Here is a 6,973-nt window from a genome sequence, read left to right on the forward strand (position 1 = left end):
GGCGGGAAAGCGCGCGCCGGATAATGGTTCGTTGCGCCTATGATAGCCCAATATAGAAAATATTTTCTAATTTAATGAAAAATAGAAATACCCTGGCCAATCCCATTGCCACGCCCCCCGGCAACGCGTCCGCCCCCTACCCCGACGCGGACGCGTTCCTGGCGGCCGTGCATGCGGGCTTCGAGCCCTTGAGCCGCCAGCTCAAGACCATCGCGCGCTATGTCGAGAAGCAACGCGACCAGCTGGCGCTCGATGGCGTGCAGGCCACGGCCGCGCAATGCGGCGTGCAGCCGTCGGCACTGGTGCGGTTTGCCAAGCATTTCGGGTTTTCGGGCTACACGGAAATGCAGGCCCTGTTCCGCGCCGGAGCCGTGCGGCAACTGGCCCCCAACCGCAACTACCAGGAGCGCATCCGCGAACTGATCGTGCCCGGCGGCAGCGCGCGGTCGGCCGCCCAGCTCGCGCACGAGGTGATCGACGGCAACATCGACAGCCTGCAGGCGCTGCAGCGCAACCTGCCGGACGCACAGTTCGATGCGGCGGTGGAGCTGATGCTGCAGGCCCCCGCGCTCTGGCTGGCCGCATCGCGCCGCGCGTTTCCGGTGGGCGCCTACCTGGCCTACGCGCTGCAGCACACGGCCAAGCCGGTGCACTGGCTGCACGGGCTGGGTTTCATGCACCAGGGCGAGCTGCGCGCGCTGGCGCCCGGCGATGTGCTGGTCGCCGTCTCGTTCGAGCCCTACGCGCAGGAGACCCTGGAGCTCGCGCAGGCGGCGGTGGCGCGCGGCGCGCGCCTGCTTGCCATCACCGACAGCCAGCTGAGCCCGCTCGCGGCCCTGGCCAGCGCCACCCTGATCGCGCAGGACGGTGCCACCTTTGGTTTCCGCTCGCTCACCAGCACGCTGAGCCTCGCGCAATCGCTGTTCCTGGGCCTGGCCTACCGGATGGAGCTGGCCTACGACCACCGCTCCACGGCGAAGCCCTGAGCCCGCCGCCCCCGGCACCCACCCCGACCACCACCTGCCAGCCCCCGCCCATGCACCCCATCACGCCCCAGCAGCCGCACCCTCTGTTCAACACGGCAGCCACGCGGCGCATGGAGCAGCAGGCCGCCGCCGCCCTGCCCCCGCACGCGCTGATGCAGCGGGCGGGCCTGGCCGTGGCCCGCCTGGCCCGGGCGCTCGCGCCCCATGCGCGCACCGTGTGGATAGCCTGTGGCCCCGGCAACAACGGCGGCGACGGCCTGGAGGCCGCCCTGCACCTGCAGCGCGACGGACGGCGCGTGGTGGTCACCTGGCTGGGCAACCCGGACCGCGCCCCCGCCGATGCCCGCCGTTCGTGGGAACGCGCGCGGGACGCGGGCGTGCTGTGGGCCGACAGCGCCACCGAAGACCTCACGGCCTCCGACCTGTGCATCGACGCGCTGCTGGGCATCGGCGTGGGAGCCAACCCCGCCAGCCCCCCGGCCCGCGAACCGGACGAGCGGCTGCGCCGCTGCCTGGAGGCCCTGCAGCGCAGCCCCGCGCCCGTGCTGGCGGTGGACCTGCCCAGCGGTCTGGACGCCGATACGGGACAGTTCGCGGCGGGCTTCGCGCCCGACGCAGCCCACCCGCCGCGCGCCGCGCGGCACACGCTGAGCCTGCTCACCCTCAAGCCCGGCCTCTTCACCGGCGCGGGGCGTGACGCCACGGGCAGGGTGTGGTTTGACGCGCTGGGCGCGGAGGCCGGGCACGAGCCCCCCAGCGCCTGGCTTTGTGGCCCCGCGCTGGCGGCACCACGCGCCCATGCCAGCCACAAGGGCAGCTATGGCGACGTGGCCGTGGTGGGGGGAGAGGGGCTGGCGGGGCGTGGCATGGGCATGGCGGGCGCCGCCCTGCTGGCCGCGTCCGCGGCCTTGCATGGCGGCGCGGGGCGTGTACTGGTGGCCCTGCTCGACGGCGGCCATCTGGAGCTGGACCTGCAGCAACCGGAGCTGATGTTCCGCCGCTTCGACGCCCTGGCGCTGGAACAGCTCACCGTGGTCTGCGGCTGCGGCGGCGGCCAGGCCGTCGCCCATGTGCTGCCGGGCGTCATCACGCGCTCGGCGCGGCTGGTGCTGGACGCCGATGCCCTCAACACCATCGCCAGCCAGGCCGCCCTGCACGCGCTGGTGGTGGCGCGCGGCCAGCACGGCTTGCCCACGGTGCTGACGCCCCACCCTCTGGAGGCCGCCCGGCTGCTGGGCCTGTCCACCGCCGAGGTCCAGGCGGACCGCCTGGACGCGGCCCAGCAACTGGCCTCGCAGTTCAACTGCGTGGCCGTGCTCAAGGGCTCGGGCACGGTGGTGGCGGCCCCCGGCCGCGTGCCCGCCATCAACCCCACGGGCAACGCACGGCTGGCCACCGCGGGCACGGGGGATGTGCTTGCCGGCATGGTCGCGGCGCACATGGCCGCCGGGGCCAGTGCCCTGCGCGCCGCCTGCGAGGCGGTGTATGGCCACGGGCTGGCGGCAGATGCCTGGCCGGCCGGGCTGGCGCTCACCGCCAGCGGGCTCGCGCGGCGCGCGGGCGGCTGACGGCACGGCCAGCGCGTTGTCCGCGCCACGGCCGAGGCCGCACGCTGCCCACCGCCGCCAAGGAGGCCTTCACCGGCCCACCAGCGTGACCTCCTTCAGGGGCTTGAGCACGCTGGAGGGGGTCATGCCAAAGGTCTGCCGGAACATGCGGCTGAAATGCGCCGAATCGGAGAACGCGCCCTGCAGCGCAGCATCCGTCAGCCGGGGGCTGACCGCGAGGTTCGCCATGGCCAGCCGCACCTGCGACCACACCTGGTAGCGGCGCAGGCTGACGCCCATCTCCGCCCGGAACAGGTGGTTGAAGCGCGAGGCCGACAGCTGCACGGACGACGCCAGCCCCTCGCGCGCCCACCGCCCGTCCCGGGGGCTTCGCAGGGCCAGCAGGCTGCGCGCCACGCGCGGATCCAGGGGCGCCGCAGCATGCCCGCCCCCGCACCGCAGCAGGGCCTGCAGATCGAAGTGGCGCAGGTAAGCGTCCATGGCGCTGCGCGAGCCCACGGCCCTGGCCGCGTCGAGGACCACGCCATCGTGCTGCTGGAACGGGCCCCGGAGACCCCGCGCCTCGGGAGAGTCGGGCTCCAGATACATCAGCGCCACGTGCTCTCCGCAGGGGTCGAACACATGTTCCACCCCGGCGGCCACCAGCGCGCTGTGGCACGTCTCCACCCGCCCCGGCTGCCAGTGCAAGGCAAAGCGCCCCGACAGGCCGATGAGCAGCACCGGCGACGCATGGCAGTGCCAGCCCGTGGAGGGAAGGTCGCCCAGATACAGCGCACGGTCGGCGCCCAAGGTCAGTGTGTTCCGTGCTGGCATGCGCATAGCCCAAACATACAAGTTTTCTCGCACGGTTCCCGATAGCCTTCGCCATCCCCGTCCATGCCCCCCATTCCAATGCCCCCGCGCGGGCAGGACAGGCATGCGCCGGCCCACCCACGACAACCTCTGGAGACCCCTCCTTGAAACGCATTGTCCTTGCTGCCGTGGCAGCTTTCGCGCTCGCCGCCACGGCGCTGTACCACGGTGCCCCCTCGCTGTTCACGGAGCCCTTGCTCGCGCTCAATCGCAGCCTGTCGGGCCTGGAGGAAAAGACCGTCGACGCCGCGATGCACCAGATCCACTACCTGGACAGCGGCGCCACGCCAGGGCCCCCGGCACAGGGCGCCACCAGTTTCCCCCGCGTTCCGGTCGTCCTCTTGCACGGCATCTTTGCCGAGAAGGACCACTGGGTGGAGTTCGCCCGCCCGCTCACAGCCACCCACCGGGTGATCGCGCCAGACCTGCCGGGGTTCGGAGAAAGCACGCGCCGCGAGGACCAGGCCTATGACTACGCCGCCCACACCGAACGCCTGCGCAGCCTGCTCGATGCACTGGGCATTGAAAAGGCCCATCTGGCAGGCAACTCCATGGGGGGCACGATCGCGGCGCTGTTCGCCGCAGCACACCCCGAGCGCGTGGCGAGCGTGGCCTTCATCGGAGCACCACACGGCATCCGTTCACCGCAACCCAGCGCCATGGACCACCTCATCAACAGCGGGCAGCGCCCGCTCGTGGCGCACGACCCCGCGGCGTTCGACGCCATGATGGCGCTGGTGTTCGAGAAACGCCCTTTCCTGCCGTATCCCATCCTGCACGCCACGCAGCAGGACGCGCTGCGCAACGCGGCATCCAATGCGCGGCTCTGGGATGCACAGCTCAAGGACCGCTATCTGCTGCAGGAAAAGCTCGCCGCCCTCGAGCAGCACCCCACTCTGGTCCTGTGGGGCGAAAGCGACCGCGTCTTCCACCCCTCCGGCATGCGGCCCCTGAAGGCGGCCCTGCCGGGAGCGCAGGTGGAGGCACTGCGCGGGGTGGGCCACCTGCCGATGATGGAAGCGCCCCGGGACACGGCGCTGCGGTATGCGGAATTCCTGCGACACCCCGGGGCGCGGCCCTCCCGCTCCATGCCAGAGAAATCCCATTGAATCGACCCCTGGCGCTCTCCTGGAAAGCGCCGGAAGCTATCAAATATATAGCAAACTCCGACCCGGGAGACGGTTCACCCCGGGTGGAAGCCGGGTGGGTCAGCCCCGGCGCGGCTTGCGCCCCTTGCCCTTGCCGGACTTGCTGCCGGCCGCGGCCTTTTTCACCGAGGCCTTGAGCTCCTGGATGGGCGAGCGGGCCGCGCGCTCACGCGTGAGCGATGCGAGTTCGGTGCTGGACGCCTCGGGCGCGGGGCCACGCTTGCGGGCTGCCGGGCGGCCCCCCGCCTTGCGCGCGCCGCCGGGGCCGTCGGAGGCAACGCCCTTGTCCTTGAGCGCGCGGCCGAGCAGCTCCTCCCCCTCGCGCACCAGGCGGAAGTCGATCTTGCGGCCATCGAGGTCCACGCGGCTGACCTGCACCCGCACCCGCGCGCCGATGGCGTAGCGGATGCCGGTGCGCTCGCCGCGCAGCTCCTGGCGCGCCTCGTCGAACTTGAAGTACTCGCCACCCAGCTCGGTGATGTGCACCAGGCCTTCGACGTACATCGCGTCGAGCGTGACGAAGATGCCGAAGCTCGTCGCCGCGCTGACCACGCCGCTGTACTCCTCGCCCAGGTGCTCGCGCATGTACTTGCACTTGAGCCAGGCTTCCACGTCGCGGCTGGCCTCGTCGGCACGGCGCTCGTTGGCGCTGCAGTGCAGGCCCGCGGCCTCCCAGGCCTGCGTATCGCGGCTCGGCGGCTTCACGTCCTTGCGCGGCTTGGTGCCGGGCGCCGCCACGCGGGCGGCCAGGCGCTTGGCCAGCTTGGCGTGGGCCTCGCCCGGCGTCGGCAGCGACGGCAGCGCGTATTTGGTCTTGCCCAGGATGGCCTTGATGACCCGGTGCACCAGCAGGTCGGGATAGCGCCGGATGGGGCTGGTGAAGTGCGTGTAGGCCTCGAACGCCAGGCCGAAGTGGCCGCTGTTGACGGGCGTGTAGATGGCCTGCTGCATGGAGCGCAGCAGCATGGTGTGGATCTGCTGCGCGTCCGGCCGGTCCTTGGTGGCCTCGGCGATGGCCTGGAACTCGGCGGGCTTGGGATCGTCGCCGATGGTCATGCCCACGGCCATGGCCTTGAGGTAGTTGCGCAGGATTTCCTGCTTCTCGGGCGTGGGGCCTTCGTGCACGCGGAACAGGCCGGGCTGGCCGCCCTGCGCGATGAAGTCGGCGCTGCACACGTTGGCGGCCAGCATGGCCTCTTCGATGAGCTTGTGCGCATCGTTGCGGGTGCGCGGCACGATCTTCTCGATGCGGCCGTTCTCGTCGCAGATGATCTGCGTCTCGGTGGTCTCGAAGTCCACCGCGCCACGCTGCTGGCGCGCCACCAGCAGGGCGCGGTACACGTCATGCAGGTTGAGCAGGTCCTTCACGCGGTCCTTGCGCTTGCTGGCCTCGGGCCCGCGCGTGTTGGCCAGAATGGCCGCGACCTCGGTGTACGTGAACCGCGCATGGCTGAACATCACGGCCGGGTAGAACTGGTAGGCATGCACCTCGCCCTTGGCGGTGACCAGCATGTCGCAGACCATGCACAGGCGCTCGACCTCGGGGTTGAGCGAGCACAGGCCGTTGGAGAGCTTCTCGGGCAGCATGGGGATCACGCGGCGCGGGAAGTAGACGCTGGTGGCGCGGTCATAGGCATCGATGTCGATGGCGCTGCCGGTCTCCACGTAGTGGCTCACGTCGGCGATGGCCACCAGCAGGCGCCAGCCCTTGGCGCGGCCGACCTTGGCGGGCTCGCAGTACACGGCGTCATCGAAATCGCGCGCGTCCTCGCCGTCGATGGTGACCAGGGGCACGTCGGTCAGGTCCACGCGGCGCTTCTTGTCCTGCGCGCGCACCTTGTCGGGCAGTTCCTTGGCCTGGGCCAGGCACTCGGCCGAGAACTCGTGCGGCACGCCGTACTTGCGCACCGCGATCTCGATCTCCATGCCGGGGTCATCCACCTCGCCGAGCACTTCGGTGATGCGGCCCACGGGCTGGCCGAACAGGGCCGGCGGCTCGGTCAATTCGACCACGACCACCTGGCCGGGCTTGGCGGCGCCGGTGGCACCCTTGGGGATCAGTACATCCTGCCCGTAGCGCTTGTCCTCGGGCGCCACCAGCCACACGCCGCTTTCCTGCAGCAGGCGGCCGATGATGGGCTGGGGCGGGCGCTCGATGATCTCGACCACGCGGCCCTCGGGGCGGCCGCGCCGGTCCTGGCGCACGATGCGCACGCGCACGCGGTCCTTGTGCAGGACAGCGCGCATTTCGTTGGGGGGGATATAGATGTCGCCTTCGCCATCGTCGCGGATGACAAAACCGTGTCCGTCACGGTGCCCCTGCACGCTGCCTTCAATTTCGTCCGACAGATGCGCGGACTGCGCGCCGGGGGTGGTTTTTTTGATATACAATCTTAGTCTTTCCTGAAATGCCCAGGTG

At 70.8% G+C, this 6,973-nt stretch carries 5 protein-coding genes; 3 read left to right on the top strand and 2 right to left on the bottom strand.

Annotated elements, in window-relative coordinates:
• Nucleotides 1-74 precede the first annotated feature (74 nt).
• Both AC07OD_RS15645 and AC07OD_RS15650 read left to right on the top strand, forming a co-directional pair.
• Complete coding sequence (locus tag AC07OD_RS15645) at nt 75-986, top strand: MurR/RpiR family transcriptional regulator (RefSeq protein ID WP_218341580.1); 912 nt, start codon at nt 75-77, stop codon at nt 984-986.
• Nucleotides 987-1,036: 50 nt separating this feature from the next.
• On the top strand, nt 1,037-2,554 hold the full coding sequence (locus AC07OD_RS15650) for an NAD(P)H-hydrate dehydratase (RefSeq protein WP_494597416.1): 1,518 nt from the start codon (nt 1,037-1,039) through the stop codon (nt 2,552-2,554).
• 69 nt (nt 2,555-2,623) lie between these two features.
• Here AC07OD_RS15650 and AC07OD_RS15655 read toward each other — a convergent pair whose 3' ends face one another.
• Nucleotides 2,624-3,343: a helix-turn-helix transcriptional regulator gene (locus tag AC07OD_RS15655; RefSeq protein WP_494597417.1), complete on the bottom strand. Its 720-nt coding sequence runs from the start codon at nt 3,341-3,343 to the stop codon at nt 2,624-2,626.
• Between the two features lie 167 nt (nt 3,344-3,510).
• Between AC07OD_RS15655 and AC07OD_RS15660 the strand changes: the two genes are divergently transcribed.
• Nucleotides 3,511-4,515: an alpha/beta fold hydrolase gene (locus tag AC07OD_RS15660; protein ID WP_494597418.1), complete on the top strand. Its 1,005-nt coding sequence runs from the start codon at nt 3,511-3,513 to the stop codon at nt 4,513-4,515.
• Nucleotides 4,516-4,614: 99 nt separating this feature from the next.
• On the opposite strand, the gene rnr is transcribed toward AC07OD_RS15660, so the two are convergent.
• Nucleotides 4,615-6,945 (bottom strand): ribonuclease R, encoded by a 2,331-nt coding sequence (gene rnr / locus AC07OD_RS15665; protein ID WP_218297710.1) that lies wholly within the window; start codon nt 6,943-6,945, stop codon nt 4,615-4,617.
• Between the last annotated feature and the right edge of the window lie 28 nt (nt 6,946-6,973).

It is taken from the genome of Acidovorax sp. GW821-FHT10E03 (assembly GCF_059415205.1).

Bases quoted from the DNA above. Each gene is read 5' to 3' on its own strand.
- AC07OD_RS15645 (WP_218341580.1), top strand. From the start codon at position 75: ATGAAAAATAGAAATACCCTGGCCAATCCCATTGCCACGCCCCCCGGC.
- AC07OD_RS15650 (WP_494597416.1), top strand. From the start codon at position 1,037: ATGCACCCCATCACGCCCCAGCAGCCGCACCCTCTGTTCAACACGGCA.